At 63.0% G+C, this 17,141-nt stretch carries 7 protein-coding genes and 3 pseudogenes; 4 read left to right on the forward strand and 6 right to left on the reverse strand.

The features are described from left to right. Positions 1–454: 454 nt before the first annotated feature. Complete coding sequence (locus BAC01S_RS18300) at positions 455–1,198, reverse strand: hypothetical protein (RefSeq protein WP_156954452.1); 744 nt, start codon at positions 1,196–1,198, stop codon at positions 455–457. Between the two features lie 928 nt (positions 1,199–2,126). Here BAC01S_RS18300 and BAC01S_RS35880 point away from each other — a divergent pair. Both BAC01S_RS35880 and BAC01S_RS33965 read left to right on the forward strand, forming a co-directional pair. Next, the gene (locus BAC01S_RS35880) at positions 2,127–2,474 is read left to right on the forward strand and encodes a cyclic-phosphate processing receiver domain-containing protein (RefSeq protein WP_043202689.1); all 348 of its coding nucleotides are present in this window, start codon (positions 2,127–2,129) and stop codon (positions 2,472–2,474) included. Next, a pseudogene (locus BAC01S_RS33965) lies at positions 2,432–2,632 on the forward strand (hypothetical protein); the annotation flags it as partial. The gene BAC01S_RS35880 and the pseudogene BAC01S_RS33965, both read left to right, overlap by 43 nt. Before the next feature lie 5 nt (positions 2,633–2,637). On the opposite strand, the gene BAC01S_RS31735 reads toward BAC01S_RS33965, so the two are convergent. Then, positions 2,638–8,106, reverse strand: coding sequence for an autotransporter-associated beta strand repeat-containing protein (locus BAC01S_RS31735; RefSeq protein WP_084168644.1), 5,469 nt, complete (start codon positions 8,104–8,106; stop codon positions 2,638–2,640). Between the two features lie 376 nt (positions 8,107–8,482). Here BAC01S_RS31735 and BAC01S_RS18320 point away from each other — a divergent pair, with 376 nt between their 5' ends. After that, positions 8,483–9,535: a hypothetical protein gene (locus tag BAC01S_RS18320; protein WP_027796082.1), complete on the forward strand. Its 1,053-nt coding sequence runs from the start codon at positions 8,483–8,485 to the stop codon at positions 9,533–9,535. 116 nt (positions 9,536–9,651) lie between these two features. On the opposite strand, the gene BAC01S_RS18325 is transcribed toward BAC01S_RS18320, so the two are convergent. The 4 genes and pseudogenes from BAC01S_RS18325 to BAC01S_RS34715 all read right to left on the reverse strand — a co-directional run. Beyond that, positions 9,652–12,900: an efflux RND transporter permease subunit gene (locus BAC01S_RS18325; protein ID WP_027796083.1), complete on the reverse strand. Its 3,249-nt coding sequence runs from the start codon at positions 12,898–12,900 to the stop codon at positions 9,652–9,654. A 12-nt stretch (positions 12,901–12,912) separates the two neighbouring features. Next, positions 12,913–14,118, reverse strand: coding sequence for an efflux RND transporter periplasmic adaptor subunit (locus BAC01S_RS18330; protein WP_027796084.1), 1,206 nt, complete (start codon positions 14,116–14,118; stop codon positions 12,913–12,915). A gap of 216 nt (positions 14,119–14,334) precedes the next feature. Then, on the reverse strand, positions 14,335–15,819 hold the full coding sequence (locus BAC01S_RS31740) for an efflux transporter outer membrane subunit (protein ID WP_174442450.1): 1,485 nt from the start codon (positions 15,817–15,819) through the stop codon (positions 14,335–14,337). Positions 15,820–16,438: 619 nt separating this feature from the next. Further along, a pseudogene (locus tag BAC01S_RS34715) lies at positions 16,439–16,597 on the reverse strand (sugar ABC transporter substrate-binding protein); the annotation flags it as partial. Positions 16,598–16,916: 319 nt separating this feature from the next. On the opposite strand from BAC01S_RS34715, the pseudogene BAC01S_RS34720 reads away from it, so the two are divergent. Beyond that, positions 16,917–17,018, forward strand: a pseudogene (locus BAC01S_RS34720) (acyl-CoA dehydrogenase); the annotation flags it as partial. Positions 17,019–17,141: the final 123 nt, after the last annotated feature.

The following is a 17,141-nucleotide window of genomic DNA, read 5'->3' on the forward strand; positions in this document are numbered from 1 at the left end:
GCGCTTGCGAGCGTTCATGCACATTTAGCCAGAGTATCCCTGGATGTCCCGCACCGAAGAACGGCTGCTTCGGATCAGCACCTTGGCGCTGCTCTGTCCACCCCGCCCAAGGATCATCGATCACGCCAAGACAGTCGCCGTATGTGGCAGGCATTAGCGGCAGCGGTCCGCTTGGCACGTGCCAAAGACAATTTCGTCCGGCTTGCAAATGCACTGGGCGGGATGCGCGCCATTTCCCCGCGGTCACCGATTGAATCATCGCGACATCGTTCGATTGATTCAGAAAGGTCTCAAGGCGTGACATATCTTCAAAGCACGCATAAAAGGGAAGCCAAGGCATCAAACGCTCCGACTAGACAGGTGATCGCTACTGCATCGCGCTCGCGAAAGGCCACGATTGTCAACGATCGCGGCACCAGTGTCGAACGGCTGTTTGTGGCCGACCGATGCTGTTTCAAAGCTTCGATCGATCAGGTGCTACCGAGAGAAGTCTGCTGATGTGCCATGTCTGGTGGTATGCCGCGCACCAGATCTCGAAAACCAAATTTTTCGCGACGTCATGCTGTTGCCCTGGCGAAATTGGCTGGGGTGGGAGCGCTTGGATCACGTTCTCAACCACTGCTACTGCACGAACCATATTTGAGACTTCGCGCTTTCGACCAGCGACGATCAACCAGATCGAGCAACCAAACCACAGCACAAATAGTGCGAAGATGCCGGCCGTGCCGATCTGCGCCCCATAACGCTCGCTAAATGACTCATGGCTGTTTTCTGAATCCAGATAGTGCTGATATGCGAATGGCCTAGCGGAGATACCGGCAGCGTTTGTTGAGACCACCACATCGGGCGCCGACGCCCCTTTGAAATAGAGAAGGAGCGTTCGCGCAGGCGCGAACGCTTCGGTGCGATTGATGCTCTTCAGAGGAATGGAGATGGAAAGCGTTCCATGCTTTACAGTCTGAGTGACATTTTTCTCGGCATCAAAATCCTCCGCAGGACCATTTCCGATACGAAAGGTCTGTAGCACCGGCGGAGAGTCATCTCGCGCCGTTGCATCAATCTGAAGATCCACGTCAGCGATATCACGCGCGCTGAAATCCTGCAGCTCGACTTTGACAAGACTCAAAGCCTTAAGAGAGTTCCCCTTCTCATCTCTGTACGACAGCGTAACGCCTGGAATCTGAAGGAACGCAGTCACGTTGTTTTCTTTCGCTATCTGGAAGTCAACATACCGCGTCGCTTGGTCGCTCGCAGATGAAGCTAGGTTCGCGTACATAGTCGAATAGTATGTCCCGATTGCAGCGAGTACGGCTGATAGAGCCATCGAGATCAGAAAAGTTGCCTTCGACTTCCATGACGATGGGGCAACTGCGTTAGGCGTCGACATAACTGTCCCAAATCACTTGCTTACGGCACGCCGCACAAAATCTTTATGTGTGTTCCAAGAGAAGGCATACTCGCACCATAAGGTGCTCGATTGTTGACAAATCACAGATGGCTGTCGAACGTCCAGTTTTGGCCGTGAAGACCTATTCGACGGCGCTAAGAGTTGCCATTCGCTCCGGGACGATTCCCCAGCGCCCACGCAGGAAGCGCCGCGCACACCGGCCGGGGCCGACATCAGTGCGGCGCGGCTGCGGCAGATCGCGGGGGAGTATTTAACGGAGGCGGCGGAGTGTGTGGCGGCGTGCCGGCCCGCGCTCGCCGCGAAGTTGCGGCTCGCCAGTCCCCACTGTCTGCGCCATACGCACGCCACACATCCGCTCGACGCCAGGGTCGAACTCGTGGCCGTGCGCGACAACTTGCGCCACGTGTCCATCGCGACTACCTCGATGCACCTGCACGGCGAAGTTAGACAGCGCGCGCGTCAGGTGAATGCCATTCGGGCGCACGGGCCTTCGCGGATAGTGCTCGCCAATGACGGCGGGGGCGCAGCCTCGTATCGGCACCGAATTTTAAATATCACGATACTTCCGGCCGACCGGCGCCAGCGCTGACGCCAGCCACCGCGAGAGTGTTGCCGGCCGACTCCGATTCGAGCGCACCAAGACGATCAAGCGTAACGAAAGTGTAGTTGCTGCGGTATTCTGTCAAACATCCAGAACTCCGGCAGCACATGTGCCTTTATGCACTACCGCCTCTTCATCGACGACCTCCGAGACCCTACTTCGCCCGATTGGGTCGTGGCACGTGATTCAGCAACGGCAATCAAGCTGCTTGAGACTCGAGGCTGCCCAGTCGAGATTTCGTTCGACCACGACCTTGGTGGCGACGACACCGCCATAGCGGTAGTGAAGCGACTTATCGATCTTGATCTGGATGCCGGCGGGAGCTATATCCCGACCGATTTTCACTTCACCGTGCACAGTGCAAACCCCGTTGGACGTGAGAATCTCCTCGAACTGCTCGCGCGGTATCTTGAATTCCGCATCGAGCATCGCAGTATCAGAACGGCGGCTGGATCAGCTACGTGATGACCGTGGCCGGGCCGCAGCCTCTGGAGACGCTGGCGGCGCCCGTCGATTACGCGTTCTGTGTGGCGTGTCAGCTGCAACCGGTTGCGGACGCCATTCTGCTCTTTATGGGCGACGACTTTGAAACGATCGCTTCGGGGCAGGCGAGTCTTTTTTAAAAATTTCAGAACCGGTAGCCCACGAAAACACTGCCCTGCTGCGCAGACGCGTGCCCCGTATTGATCACCGTATCGTAGTTCAGCGAAACGTCCAGGTTCTTGCGCGGATGCAGCGTCACGCTCGCGCCCGTCGTCAGGTAGCCGCGCGGCAGGTTCGTGCCCGGCGCGGCGAACAGCGTGCCGTCCTGGGCGGCCACCGTCATCGTGCGGTTCACGTCGAGCAGTTCGTACGCGTAGCCGAGACGAAGCTGCACGTTTACCGGCTTCGCCGCGCTGCCGAACGCCTTGTCCAGCGTAACGCCCGCATACGGCTGCAGGCTGTGCACGTTGTCCGTGCCCACGCTCAGATCCTCGCCGCCGGCGCCGCTCTCGTCGAACCCGTTCGCATGGAAATACGCGTAGCGCAGGCCGATTCTCGGCGTGACCGTCACGTCGCCGAACGTCATCGGCAGGCTGGCCTGCGAGCCCACGTTCGCCTCCTGCCCCATGTGGTCGCCTTCAGCCGTGCCGGCCGAGCCGAACGGACGCTTCTGCGAAAGGAAGTCGAGGCCCACCCCCACGGTTGCCGCGAGGTTCACCGGCCCCACGAAACGGCTACCGTAGAGCGCGACCCGTAACGTGTCGGTCGTGCCCGAGTCGCCCGTGCCCGATTCGTCGATGTCCGCGTGATCGTAGCCCGCCGCCACCCCTACCGTATATGCGCCCAGTTGCTGATCGAGGCCGGCCAGGAAGCCGTAGCGGTCGGCCTGGAAGCCTGGTTCGCCGTTCGTGCCGTCCACCTTCGTCTGGTTGCCCGTTGCCGTGACCCAGCCGCTGGACTGCCCGGCAGTCGCGGGCAACGCCTTCCCCAGGCGGTCGAGCAGCGCCGCGTCCTGCGCCTGCGCGCCGAGTATCGCGGTGGTGCCAGGAGCCGTGTAGATGCTCGTGTCGGTCGGCGCAACCACGGTGGTTGTGGTCCCTGCAGCCGCGGCCAGCACGAGATCGACATCGTTCGCGCCATAAGTGACCGAAGGTGTCAGCGCGCCGAGGTAAGACGCGCCCGTGTTCGTGGTGCTGGCGAACGTGCCGCTCACGCTGCTGGCCGAGATCAGCGTGTAGCTCTTCGCCGTATAGGTGCCCGGATCGTAGGTGATCGCCAGCGTGCCGCCGAGCGTCGCGCTGCCGTCCACCTTCAGTTGCGACGCGGCAGTCGGGCTCACCTCGATCGACAGCGTAGCGTTGCTCGCCTGCGTATAGTTGCCGCCAACCGTCAGCATACCGATCGAGCCGCCCGGCATCACCGTGCCGTCGTTCGTCACGTTGCCCTCCACCGTGCCGTGGCCGCGCAGCGTGCCGTCGCTGTCGACCGTCACGCTCCCGCCCAACTCCGCCTGCGGGTTGTCGATGTCGCCCACTTCGAGCAGGCCCGACGCAATCTCGGTAGTGCCGGTGAACGACGAGCTATTGCCGTCGAGAATCAGCGAACCGGTGCCGCCCGAGAACAGCAGCGTGCCGGAACCGGCGAACGTGCCGCCAAAGGTGCCGCTGGCGTTCGCGAGCGTGAGCGTCCGGCTGCCGAGGTTTACCGTGCCCGTGCCGGCGAGGTTCGTGACCGACGCGCCCGAACTGCCGGAGATGTCGAACGTGCCGTTGTCCGTCACGCCGCTCGACTGCGCGATGCTGCCCGATCCGCTCAGCGCCAGCGTCGTGCCGCTGTCGATCGTCGTCGCGCCCGTGTACGTGTTCGCGCCGGTCAGCGTCAGCGTCCCGGTCCCCCGCTGGACCAGCACCCCCGAGCCTGCAATGGTTCCGGAAAACGTTATGTTATCCGAACGGTCGAACGCGAGCGTGCCGCCGTTCGAAACGTTACCCGCGATCGAGCCGGTCGTGCCGCCGCTGCCGATCTGCAGCGTGCCGCTCGTGATCGTCGTGCCGCCCGTGTACGTATTCGTGCCGGTCAATGTCAGCGTGCCGCTGTCGACCGTGAGCCCACCGCTGCCCGCAATCGAGCCGCCAAACGAGCCGCCGGCATTCGTGAGCGTCAGCATCTGGCTGCCCAGCGTCACGCTGCCCGAACCCGAGAGGTTCGTGATCGAAGCCCCCGACGTACCCGAGATATCGAACGTGCCGCTGTCCGTCACGCCGCTGGAATCCGCGATGCCGCCGCCCGAGCCGAGTGCCAGCGTCGCACCGCTGCCGATCGTCGTGGCACCCGTATAGATGTTCGCGCCCGTCAAGGTCTCGCTGCCGCCCGTCAGCGTCAGGCCGCCGGTGCCGGCCATCGTGCCGCCAAACGAACCGCCGGCGTCGGTAAGCGTCAGCGTCTGGCTGCCCAGGGTCACGCTGCCCGAGCCGGCCAGGCTCGTGATCGACGTACCCGACGTGCCTGAGATATCGAATACCCCGTTGTCCGTCACGCCGCTCGAATCCGCGATACTGCCGCCCGCGCCGAGTGCGAGCGTCGCGCCGCTGCTGATCGACGTCGCGCCCGTGTAGGTATTCGCACTGCTCAGTGTTTGCGTGCCGCTCGCCACCGTCACGCCGCCGGCCCCGGTCAGCGTGCCGCCGAACGACCCGCCCCCCGACAGCACCAGTCCGCCATTGCCAACCGACACGCTGCCGTCGCCCGACAGGCCCGCAATCGTGCCCTCGAACAGCAACGCGCCGTTATCCACGACATGGTTCAGCAAAATGTCGTTCGCACTCGAAAGCACGAGCGTGGTGCCGCTGTCGATCGTCGTTGCTCCGGTGTACGTATTAACCGCCGTCAGCGTTTCCGTGCCGCCGGCCAGCGTGAGGCCGCCCTCACCCGCAATCGTCCCGCCGAACGTGCCGCTCGCGTCCGTGAGCGTCAGCGTCTGGCTGCCCAGCGTCACGTCGCCCGAGCCCGACAGGCTCGTGATCGAGGTGCCGCCCGATGTGCCGGAAATATCGAACGTGCCGTTGTCCGTCACGCCGCCCGAATCCGCGATGCTGCCGCCCGAGCCGAGCGCCAGTGTCGCGCCGGCGTTAATCGTCGTGGCGCCCGTGTAGGTATTCGCTGCCGTCAGGGTCAACGTGCCAGTACCCTGCTGGACTACCGCACCCGTGCCCGAAATGGTGCCGCCGAATGTTACGTTATCCGAACGGTCGAACGCGAGCGTGCCGCCGTTCGACACGTTGCCGGCAATCGAACCCACCGTGCCCCCGTTGCCGACCTGCATCGTCCCGCCGGTAATCGTCGGCGTGCCCGAAAAAGTGGTCGTCAGTATCAACGTACCGCCCTGTTCGATGAGATGGCCGCTCGACCCGAGCACCACGTCGTCGTTCAGCAGTTCGTTGCCCGAAGAAAACACCACGTTCGACAGCGTGTTCGTGATCGTGCCGACCGTGTCGTCGTAACCCGTCAGCGTACCGATGGTCGTACCCGTGCCGCCGCTGATCGTGAAATCTTGCGCGGTCGCGTTGACGATGTTGCCTGCGATCACCCCGCTATTCGCTACCGGACCCAGCGTGCCGCCGACGAGATCGAGTGCGTCGATGCTGCCCGCGATCGTCCCGCTGTTGGTCAGCGCGCCGAGTTTGCCGGCGTTGACGATGCCGGAATTGGCGCCGCCGATCAATCCGTTGTTGTTGAGCGTGCTGATCGTGCCGGCGTTGTAAAGACCCGTCACGATCAACGTACCGGCTGCATTGCCGGTCATGCCGAGGCCGCTGCCTGCCTCGATCGTGCCGCTATTGGTGATCGTGACATTCGACGCGGCATTGTAGAGGCCGGCCGAGATCGCAGTGCCGATCGTACCGGCGTTATCGACGGTCAGAGAAGGGCTGGCGACCAGGCTGCCGCCGGCAATCGAAACATTCGCTCCTGCGCCCGCGATCGAGCCGGCGTCGATCAGCATGCCGATGGTGTCTTCGTTGTAGATGCCGTAGCGTAGATCGCTTCCGGCAATCGATCCGGTGTTGCTCAGGGTGCCGATCGTACCGCCGTTGTTGATGCCGGTGCGGTTGCCGATGATCGTGCCGCTGTTGCTCAGCGTGCCGATCGTGCCATGCACGCCGCCGGAGGTATCGTTGTCGATACCGAAGTCGTCCGCCGTGATCGATCCGCTGTTGCTCAGCGTGGTGATCGTGCCGGCGTTATAGATGCCTTTGCCGGCGTCGACGGCGCCGGTGACGTTGATCGTACCGCTATTGCTCAACGTGCCGATCGTGCCGGCGTTATAGACGCCGAGGCTGTTGCCGCCGGCTTGAATCAGGCCACCGTTGCTCAGCTTTCCGATCGTACCCGTGTTGTCGATGACGGCGGAGCCCCCGCTGATCGTGCCGCCGCTGTTGCTCAGCGTGTCGATCTTGCCGCTGTTGTCGATGCCGAAGTCGAGGCCTCCGCCAATCGATCCGGTGTTGGTCAGCGTACCGATCGTGTCTGCGTTGTCGATGCCGGTGTGGTTGCCGCTGATCGTGCCGCTGTTGCTCAGCGTGCCGATATTGCCGCTGCCGCCTGTGTTGCTGAAACCGGCAATCGAGCCCGCGATCGTGCCGCTGTTCGAGACCGCGCCGATTGAACCGCTATTGGCAAAGCCGACCGCGACGGTTGCCCCGCCGATCAGGCCGTTCGTCCCGTTGTTGACCGAGCTGATCAATCCGCTGTTGCTCAGTTTCCCGATGGTGGCAATAGTGCCGCTGCCAGGACCGCTATTATCGACGCCGTAGAGCGCTCCCGTGATCGTGCCGCTGTTACTCAGCACGCCTATGCTGACGACGTTGTCGATACCGGTCTGGTAGCCGCTCCCTACGCCACCGCTAATCTTGCCGCTGCTGCTGTTCGTCAGCGTCATGATCGTGCCGGTGTTGTAGACGCCCTGCCAGGTCCCCCCCTGCAGCGAACCGGTATTGCTCAATGTTTCGATCGTGCCATTCGTAGCGTTGTAGATCCCCTCGATAATCGAGCCGGCATTGTCCAGTGCGCCAATCGTCCCGGAACTGTATAGGCCGGATTGAACGCCCTCGATCGTGCCCGTCGTGGTGTTATCCAGCGTGGTGATCGAACCCGTGTTGGTGATGCCCGCGTAGCTCGCGCCTATCATCAGGCCGCTGTTTGTCAACGTACCGACGACACCGCCGCTCCAGACGCCGGTACGACCGCCGCGGATCGTGCCGCTGCTATCTTCGGTTAGCGCGCCAATCGTGCCGTTATTGACAATGCCATATTCCGCGCCCGCGATCGATCCGGTGACGGTGAGCGACGGACTTGCCCACGACCACCCCGTGCCGCTCTGGCTGGTCGCGCTGTCGATCGCGGTCGTACCGCCGATCGTGAAACTCACCTGTGCCGCCGCCCCCTGCGCCATCAGGCCCAAAGCGGTCGTCACAGCCAGCGTCAGCGCGCGGCGCGCCGGATGGCGGACCAGCCTGCGCCGCGTCGCGCCCTGCTTTCCCCTTGCACGCGCGCGCTCCGATACCACCTGAAGCAGGCCCAAGCTGGCATTCCACACAACACGGTAGACGTGATTCATTCCCGCTGCCCCGTTGATTTTATTTCTCTTGCAGTGCTTGCTGATGCACCGGGCGTTGTCTTTCTCCAATCGCAAGCGAAAATACACGTCGCGGGGAAGATTGGAAATACCGGAAACCAGGTAACTTCGAGGTGCGGCATTACCTGGGTCTTCTTGCAAACGTTTTCCTTACGCCGACGCGGCGCAACGCGGCAAGGCCGCGGCCATGGCCTCGCGGGCCGCCTCGCCGTCGCAGACCCAATCGACACCATAGCCGGTGTCTTTCAACGCGCGCAAAGATCAGTTGAAAAAGGCTTTCCGTAGACTAGACTGGTCGATGACTTCTCTCCGCCTGCCTCCGCTGATCGAATTTCCAACGACTGGAAAGGGGATTGCCATGCAATTCGCACGCAGGTTGATTCGCCATGCACCCTCCATTCAGCGCATTCTGATTATTGCCACGCTGCTTGCACCTGCCGCATTCCAGCGCGCCGAAGCCCAAAGTTTTGCGATCAAGGATCTCGGCACGCTCCCTGGCAACACGAGTCAGGCAAGCGGGGCCAACGAGCGCGATCAGGCAGTCGGATTCTCGAATCTCTCGAACGGCGACCAGCACGCCACCTTGTTTGAAAACGGCAAGGTGACCGACCTGGGCACGCTCCCCGGCGGCACCAACTCCGCCGCTTCCGGAATCAACGAGCGCGGCCAGATAGTCGGCTCGTCGTCCCTGGGCGGAAACGAGCACGCCCTGTTGAACGAGCATGCATTTTTGTTCGAACACGGCTTGATGACCGATTTGGGCACCCTGCCCAACGGCAACACCAGTGTCGCCAACTCAATCAACAATCGCGGTCAGGCGGTGGGCTGGTCGCTCAACTCACTCACGGATACCCAGGCCGTTCTGTTTGAAAAAGGCGTGGTGAAAGATTTCGGCACGCTCCCCGGCGGCTACTTCAGCGCGGCCTACGGAATCAACGAGCGCGGCCAGATCGTCGGTTGGTCCACGAGCGCAAGCAGCGGCAACGATCACGCCTTCCTGTATGAAAACGGCGTGATGACCGACCTGGGCACGCTGCCCGGTGGCAACAGCAGCGCAGCTTTCGCGATCAACAATCGCGGCCAGGTGGTGGGCCAGGCGTCCACACCCAGCGGATACGAGCACGCCTTTCTGTTCGAACACGGCGTAATGACCGACCTGGGCACACTCCCCGGCGGCAGCATCAGCGCGGCTTCCGGGATCAACGAGCGCGGCCAGATCGTCGGTTCGTCGACCAATGCAACCGGGAATTTTCACGCCTTTCTGTATGAAAACGGCGTGATGACCGATCTGGGCGAACTCCCCGGCGGCAACACCAGCGGCGCCAGCACGATCAACAATCGCGGCCAGATCGTGGGTCTTTCCGCGACGCCTTATTCCCCGTGGCACGCTGTGGTCTGGACACCGAAATAATGATCGGCGACTGCCAGCCGGCGGCGGGATCGAAATGGAGGAAGCGATAACCCTGCAATACGAGAATGCATGACGTGCAAATGCCCGGCCGGAGCCGGGCATTTGCACTTCATACGTCAGTCATCGTCGTCATCGGTGTGGTGAATCTTCTTCGAGACCTCGTCGAGCTTGTCGCCCAGCGCACGGCGCACCGAGATGTAGAACACCGGAATCAGCAGCAGGCCGAAGAACGTGGCGAACATCATGCCGCCAATCACGCCCGTACCGATCTCGTGCCGCGACGAAGCACCCGCGCCGGTCGACAAGACGAGCGGCAGCACGCCGAGAATGAACGCCATCGAGGTCATCAGGATAGGCCGCAGCCGCAGCTTCGCGGCGTTCAGCGTGGCGTCGAACAGCGTCATGCCCTGCGCCTGGCCGTCCACGGCGAACTCCACGATCAGGATTGCGTTTTTCGCCGCCAGCCCGATCACCGTGACCATGCCGATCTTGAAGTAGATATCGTTAGGAATGCCGCGCAGATCGCAGAACGTCAGCATGCCGAGCAGACCCAGCGGCACCACCAGCAGCACCGCAACCGGGATGGACCAGCTCTCGTAGAGCGCCGCGAGACAGAGGAACACGACGAACACCGAAAGAATCATCAGCCAGGTGGCCGCGTTCCCCGCCAGGATTTCCTGATACGACTGTCCGGTCCAGTCCGCGGCGAAGCCTGGCGGCAGCGACTTGTCGATGATGTTCGTGATCACCTGCATGGCCTGGCCGGTGGAGTAACCGGGCGCCGAGTTGCCGACGATCTCGATTGCCGAATAGCCGTTATAGCGCGGCAGCGCCTGCGGCCCCACCCCCCAGTTCGCCTTCACGACACTGGAGAGCGGCACCATGTTGTACGGGCTGATCGCGCTGTTGCTGACCGACGGATTGGCCGGCGTCACGTAACCATTCGCGTTGACGGCCGTGGTCGTGGCGCTCGAACCGGTGCTGCCGGAGGAGCCGTTGGTCACGCCGCTTGGCGTGTAAATGTGCTGCAGCGCGTCGAGGTTCATCCGGAAAGGCGCATCGGCCTGCAGATAGACGCGCTTCACGCGGCCCGCGTAAGTAAACTGGTCGATGTAGAACGGCGCCAGCTGCATCTGCAGCGCGTTGTAGACGTCGGTCAGCGAAAGGCCCATGGCCGAGGCCTGCACGCGGTCCACGGCCACCTGCAATTGCGGCGCCTCGGGCAGCGAGTTCGGGCGGATGCCATAAAGCTCGGCGCTCTTGCCCGCTTCGACAAGCAGTTTCTGCTCGGCTTTCCCGAGCTGGTCGCGCGATTGACCAGCTCGCGCCTGGAGGAACATGTCGACGCCCCCGAACTGGCTAAGCCCGCGTATGGTCGGCAGGTTCACCACGAAAATCTGCGCATCGTTGATGCTGTGCAGAACCTTGTTGGCCTCCGGAATCAGCTGCATGGCGGAGCGCGAACGCTTGCCCCAGTCGGTCAGCTTGATGAAGACCATGCCGACGTTTTCGCTCTGCCCCACGAAGCTGAAGCCCTTCACGTCGAACACACCTGCAATGTCACGGGCCATGTCACTGTGCTTCAGTTTGTCGCCGATCTCCGCCATGACCTGGTCGTTGCGCTGCAGTGTCGAGCCGGAAGGCAGGTTGACGATTGCCAGCATGAAGCCCTGGTCCTCGTCGGGAACGAACGAGGTCGGCATGCGCACGTACAGGAACCCGGCCAGCGCCGCCACGAGCACGAACAGCATCATCCAGCGCGGCGCATGGCGCACCGCGCGCCCCACCTGGCCGAAATAGGTGTTGCTGAGCCGGTTGAAGCCCCGGTTGAACCACCGGAAGACGAAGTGCGAATCCGCGTTGTGCTCGGGCCGGAGGATCGTCGCGCACAGCGACGGCGTGAACGACATCGCGAGGAACGCCGAAAAGCCCATCGAAATGGCGATGGTCATGGCGAACTGCGCATAGATGATGCCGGTTGCGCCCGGCTGCAGGGCCGAAGGCACGAACACCGCGGCCAGCACCACCGTGATGGCGATGATGGCGCCGGTGATCTGCCCCATCGCCTTGCGCGTCGCCTTCTTCGGACTGAGCTTCTCCTCGGTCATGATGCGCTCGACGTTCTCGATCACCACGATCGCGTCGTCCACCACGATCCCGATCGCGAGCACCATGCCGAACAGCGTGAGCTGGTTCAGGGAGAAGCCCAGCGCCTTCAGACCGATGAAAGTGCCCAGCAGGGCCACCGGAATCACCAGCGTGGGAATGATGGTCGCCCGGATGTTCTGCAGGAAGATCAGCATCACGAAGAATACGAGGATCACCGCCTCGATCAGCGTGCGCACCACGTCGGTAATCGACGCCGTGATGAACGGCGTGGTGTCGTAAGGCACCTCCCACGTCACGCCCGCCGGCAGATCCTTGGCGAGAATCGCCATTTCGGCCTTGACCGCTTTCGCCACGGCCAGCGCGTTGGCGCCGGGCAGCAGGTACACGCCCATGCCGCCCGCGGCCCGGCCGTTGTAAGCCGCCGAAGAGCCATACGACTGCGCGCCGAAGGTGATGTGCGCGACGTCGCTCAGGTGCACCACCGTACCGTCGTTGGTGGTCACCAGAATGATGTTCTTGAACTGCTCGATCGACGAGAACAGCGTGTCGCCGGAAACGGTCGCCGTGAAGACCTGCCCCTTCACCGCCGGGTCCGCCCCCAGCGAGCCGGTGGCGAACTGCGCGTTCTGGGCGGTGACCGCGTTCAGCACCTGGGTGGTCGAGAGGCCATAGCCCTGCAGCTTGTCCGGATCGAGCCAGATACGGATCGCGTATTCCGAGCCGAGCATGAAGGTATTGCCCACGCCGTTGATCCGTGCGATCACCGGCTGGATCTGCGAAGCGACGAGGTCGGAGAGACGGTCCGCGTCGATAGCAGGGTTGCTCGACTGCAAGCTGATGAACATCAGGATGTCGGGGCTCGCCTTGGCCACCACGACGCCCTGCTGCGTCACCTCCGCCGGCAGCAGCGGCTGCGCGAGCGCGACCTTGTTCTGCACCTGCACTTCGGCAATGTCGGGATCGGTGCCGGTGGCGAAGCTCAGCGTGATCGTCGCCGTGCCGTTGCTATTCGAGGTCGAGCTGAAATACAGCAGGTTGTCGATGCCGGTGAGCTGCTGCTCGATCACCTGAGTGACCGTCGATTCCATCGTGGCGGCGTTCGCGCCCGGATAGGTCGCGGTCACCGTCACCTGCGGCGGCGCAATGTCGGGATACGAATCGATCCCCATGCGCGAAAGCGAAATGGCGCCGATCAGACAGATCAAAATAGGGATCACCCAGGCAAAGACCGGGCGATCGATAAAAAAGCGTGGCATGAGGCGGACTCCTTACGACTTCGCGCCGGCGGGCTGAGCCCCCGATGCCGGTGCGGCGCCCGCCTGCGTCGAGCCCGGCTGCCATGCGCTTGCCTTGACGGTCACGCCCTCGTGCACGCTCTGCAGCCCCGTGACGATCACCTCGTCGCCCGCGGCGAGGCCGTTCGTGATGATCCAGTTGTTGTTGCCATCGCTGTCCCGCGTCTCGACGTCCTTGCGCGCAACCTTGCCGTTCGGGTCGACCACCAAAGCAAAGGCGCCCACGGTATCGCGCTGGACAGCCTGCTGCGGAATCAGGTACACGCCGTTGTGCTGGCCGAGATCGACCGTGAGCGACACGTACATGCCGGGCAGCAGCTGATGCTGCGGATTGGGAATCCGCGCGCGCAGGTTGACCGCGCCCGTGGTGGAGTTCACGGTGACGTCGGAGAAGTCGAGCGTGCCGGTCTGGTCGTAGGGGCTGCCGTTGGGCAGCATGACCTTCACCGTCGTGGCGTTCTGCGCGGCCAGCGCCACATTGCCCTGGCTTTGCGCCTGCCTCAGCGTGACCAGATCGGCGGCGCTGATGGTGAAGTTCAGATAGAGCGGATCGATCTGCTGCACGGTCGTGAGCAACGTGCCGCCCGAACCAGCATCGGTCGTGCTGGAGCCCACCACCGCGCCCTCCGTGACCTGCTGCTGGCCCGCGATGCCGCTGATCGGCGACGTCACCTTCGTATAGCCGAGATTCAGGCGCGCGCCGTTGATGGCGGCCTGATCCGCCTTGACCTTGGCCGCCGCGCTACGCTCCGCGGCGTCCGCGTTGTCCACCGTCTGCTGCGAGACCGAACCGACCGGCAGCAACTGGCGATAGCGCACCGCGGTGATGTGGTCGTTGACGTAGGTGGCCTGATCCTCGGCGAGCGTCGCGAGATCGTTGTCGAGCACCGACTGGTAGTAGGCCGGATCGATCACGAACAGCACCTGCCCTTCCTTCACGGTGGCGCCTTCCGTATAGACGCGCTTGAGCAGCACGCCGGAAACGCGGGCCGTGACGTTGGCGCTGTACCAGGCCGAGAGCCGCCCGACAAGGTCACGCCTGAGCGGAACATTCTGGGGCTCGGCCTTGAGGACGCTCACCTGGGGCGGCGGCGGGGGCGGCGGGCTGCTTTTGTCGCAGCCCGCGAGGGCGAGTAGGCCAATGGACAGCAGGGACGCGCGCACAGGCAGTAACGTCATGGGACACCACGCTTGCATGATCGTTGAAAGAGAAAGGACTGCGAATGAGTACAAGACAGCCGGCAACCGTGAAGCCCGCTTTCCGGGCTGGCCTTCCAGGCCCACCCGGGGCTCGCTTGCCGCTGGGGATGAACGACGCGCGGCGCGTTTCGCCGCGCAGGAACAACGCATCGCCCCGAGCCGGGCGCCATGCGGAGAGTCCCTTGAATACCGGCCTCACTGCGGCGCAATCGCCGAACCGGACGCCGCGACCGGCGCCTGCCCAACCGACGCGACCGCATTGGCCGCGTGCCCGCTGGCATCATCCCACTGCCAGCCGCCGCCGAGGTTCTTGATCAGCACGACGCTCGCCTCGGTCAGCAGCGCCTGCGTATCCACCAGGTTCTCCCGGGCGGTCAGCAACGTGAGTTGCTGGTTCAGCAGATCCTGCTCGCTGGCCGTGCCGATGGTGAACTGCGCGTGCTCGCTGTTGAAGAGCTGCTGGTTGCGCTGATAGATTTTCGCGTAGGCGTCTTGCTGCTGCTGCAGGTGATTCCATGACGAGAGGCTGTCCTCGACATTCTGGAACGCGCCTAGCACGGCTTGCCGGTACGCCGCGACATCTTCGTCGTAGGTCGCGCGCGCTTCGCGGACGGCCGCCGTGCGGGCGCCGCCGTCGAAAATCGTCCCCGCGAGCGTCGGCCCGAGTGTCCAGAAGCGGTTCGGCACCATGAACAGGTTGGCGAGCATGTTGTGCTCGAAACCGCCCTCGGCCGAGAGCGTGAGTGTCGGGAAGAACGCTGCTTCGGCTACGCCGATCTTTGCGTTGGCCGCGGCAGCCGTGCGTTCGGCGCTCACCACGTCATAGCGCCGTTCGAGCAGCTGCGAGGGCAAGGCAAGCGGAACGGCCGGCGTGGCGAACGCATAATCCGTGTTGGGTGCGATCGAGAAATTGCCGGGCGGCACGCCAATCAGCACCGCGATCGCATGTTCGTCCTGCTCGCGCGAGGTCTGCGTCGACTGCAGCAGGGCGACCACGAGTTCGAGCGTGTCCTGCGCGTTCAGCACGTCATCGGCCGACGAGATACCGCGCGTATAGCTCGCGCGCGTCATGTCGAGGATACGGCTATCGATCTGCTCCTGCTGCTTGAGAAGGTCGACGTCGATATCGGCCTGGCGCAGCGCGAAGTAGTCGGTGGCAATGCTCGCGGCAATGGAGAGGCGCTCGCCGGCAAGCTGGGCATCGCTCGCCTGCGCGCTTGCCTTGCTCGATTCGAGCTCACGCCGGAACTGCCCCCACAGGTCGAGCTCCCAGCTCGCCGTGGCATTGACGTTGACCGAGTTGTACACGCCCGAGAACGCAGGCGTCCCGTATTGGGCCTGTGCCGCGCCCGAGCCCAGCCCGGTGCGCGTGCCCGCGGCTTCCGCGCCAATGGTCGGGAAGAAGCTCGCCCTGCTGGCCTCCACGGTTGCCTGGGCGAGCCGGTATGCCGCTTCCGCCTGGGCAATCGACTGGTTGGCCTTGAACGATTGTTCGATCAGCTCCGTGAGCTTGGGGTCGTTGTAGTCGAGCCACCAGGTGCTCGAGAGCGACGCCTGCGGATTGACCTGCGCCCGCTGCCAGTCCACCCCTTCCTTGAAGCTGGTGGGAATCACCACGTCCGGCTTCTGGTAGTCAGGCCCGACCGCGCACGCCGCCAGAAGCCATGCCGCGCCGATCATGCACCCGTATTGCGTCAGAGCCCGCAAGCGGGCGTGGGCTGAAAACGACTTTCTGGTGCAGAAACCGGAAAACACGTGCATTCGCGAACCCGCCGTAAGGGATTGCCCCAGGAACGATACGCACGAAGCCTAAGCCAACTTAATCAATGAGTCAATTAAAACGAATTGCCTTTTTCAATTACCTTACAAATTGCTATTTAGGACACCTCGACCATCGGGATTATCAACCCCCTGCAGTGTCAAATATTACCTTGGGCAAGGATCGGCAATGCCTGCAATGGCGTTCTTTTCGCCCTACTGACATTTGCCGACATCGTCGAATTGCGCGATTCAGAAAACAATGCCGGATATTTTTTCATTTTGTTGGAGACAAGTCGGCGAATTGGCATTGCGCAATAGAACCATCGTTCTTAAACAATATTGAGGAGCGGCTTTGCCGCTTAAGCCAGCTATTAGCCGCGCGGCACTGAAACCCCGTTGGATTGCCAATGATCGCGGCCGTCTGCCGATCCGTCGCAACCAGCTTCTTGTATAGCGCGATCGCGCCGGCCTCGGCAAAAATGCCGCGCAAGGCCTGGCCGACGGGCGTGCTTACGGTTCCGTCCGGATCCACGCCGCCGTTGCCGCATCGCTCATCGCTCTGCTCGATTTGCGGCACCTTCGGGTTGGCTAGGTCGACGTCGAACGCCGCCACCTTGATACCTTTGTCGAGCGCCTGCTGCACGACGTCTTTCAGCGATTCCGGCAAGCCGTGATTGACGATGATGGTAGCCACGCCCAGGTTGAGACTGCCCGCGAGCCATCCGGCCGCGCGCTTTCGCGATATCGAGCGCATCAAGCGGGAAGAAGCCGCGGCGCGCGCAGCGACCCACGCCAAGGCGTCCGTACCCGCATAGCGGCGGCGGCATAGCAAGAAAGCGCATATGCAATCGACGATTTAGTGGTAGGAAATCGCGGCGCCCGCTGTTCCAATGAGCGACGGACCCGCACGACGCGTCGGCCGCCGGCCAAGGCGCACGACGACGCGCGCTGGCCCGAGTCCAACGGCCTTTTCGAATCGGATAGCCATGTCCATCTCCGTCATTGCCTCCGACGGGGCGCGTTTGCCTCGTCTTCCCGATCCCGTGCGCTGGAAATATCACGCCATCGGCAACTACTTCCTGAACGATGTTCTGCCGCCGCGGCACGGAGCGATCTGATGGCGGAACCGCGCAAGCCCATCCTCCTCAACGCGTTCAACATGAACTGCGTGGGGCACATCAATCACGGCCTCTGGACCCATCCGCGCGACCGCTCGACCGACTACCGGCTGCTGCCCTACT

Source organism: Paraburkholderia acidipaludis NBRC 101816 (genome assembly GCF_000684975.1).
Taxonomy (GTDB): Bacteria; Pseudomonadota; Gammaproteobacteria; order Burkholderiales; family Burkholderiaceae; genus Paraburkholderia; species Paraburkholderia acidipaludis.